We start from the raw sequence: 1,189 nt of genomic DNA on the forward strand, positions 1-1,189 counted from the left end.
CATGATTGACGCCATCGTGTACATCTGCGCATGGCAGTGCACCGCGCTGCCGCCGTTCTGGTTGATCTCCTGCAGGATCAGGCAGGCGTCGAGCAGCGGCAACCCGGCACCGCCGTATTCTTCGGGAATCAGCGCAGCCAGCCAGCCGGCCTTGGCCATCGCGTCGACGAAGGCTTCCGGATAGGCGCCGTCCTGTGCGCACTGGCGCCAGTATTCGGGGCCGAAGCCCTTGCACAACTCCTTGACGGCGGCGCGGATCTGGCCCTGGGTCTCGGTGTAGTCGAAGTTCATGGGGATGTCGGCCTTGTCATTCAATCGACGACGCCTTGCTGTCGCAGCGCCGCCAGTTCATCGGCCTGCAGGCCCAGTGCCGTCAACACCTCGTCGGTGTTCCCGCCCAGCACTGGCGGCGGCGGGCCGCTGCGCCCGCGACGGCCCTGCGAACTGATGGGCAGGCCCATCGTCTGGTGTTGCGGTGCGCCCGGCAGCGGCAGCGCGCCCAGCATGCCGACCGCTTGCACCTGTTCGTGCGCCAGCATCTGGGCCACGTCGTGCATCTCGCTGCAGGGCGCACCGGCCGCGCGCAGCGCCGCCACGCAGTCGGCGGTGCTGCGCTGCCGGGTGCGCGCTTCCAGCGCGTCGTGCAGCGCCTCGCGGTGGCCGATGCGCGCCGACATGTCGATGAAGCGCGGGTCCTGCGCCAGCTCTGGGCAAGCCAGCGCGCTGCAGATGCGGCCGAACAGCCGGTCGTTGGCCGCGGCGATGAAGACCTTGCCGTCGGCACTGTCGAAGAGCTCGTAGGGCGCCATCATCGCCATGGCCGAACCCATCTTGCGCGGTAGGCGCTGGGTGGCCAGGTAGTTCGCCACCGGCACCGTCATCCACGACAGCCCGGTCTCGAGCAGGCTGGCGTGCACGCGCATGCCTTCGCCCATGGTGGCGCGGCGCAGCAGCGCGGCCAGGATGGCCATCGTGGCCCACATGCCGGTGCCCATGTCGATGAGCGACACGCCGACGCGCGCCGGCTCGTCACCTTCGTGGCCGCTGACGCTCATGATGCCGGTGGAGGCCTGCATCAGCGGGTCGTAGCCGGGCAGCGCGCGCATCGGACCGACCTCGCCGAAGGCGCTGATCGCGCAATCCACGAGGCGCGGATTGGTCGGCCGCAGGTGTCCGTCGCCGAGGCCAC

The 1,189-nt window shown here is 69.8% G+C and carries 2 protein-coding genes; both read right to left on the bottom strand.

Going from position 1 to position 1,189, the window contains the following annotated elements:
* The coding region (locus Q7J58_RS05545) for an acyl-CoA dehydrogenase family protein (RefSeq protein WP_304824593.1) at window positions 1-291 on the bottom strand (291 nt) is incomplete at its 3' end.
* Window positions 292-311: 20 nt separating this feature from the next.
* Window positions 312-1,189: CaiB/BaiF CoA-transferase family protein (locus Q7J58_RS05550; RefSeq protein WP_304824596.1), on the bottom strand; the 878-nt coding region annotated here is incomplete at its 5' end.

The organism is Hydrogenophaga sp., from assembly GCF_030656115.1.
Classification (GTDB): Bacteria; Pseudomonadota; Gammaproteobacteria; order Burkholderiales; family Burkholderiaceae_C; genus Hydrogenophaga.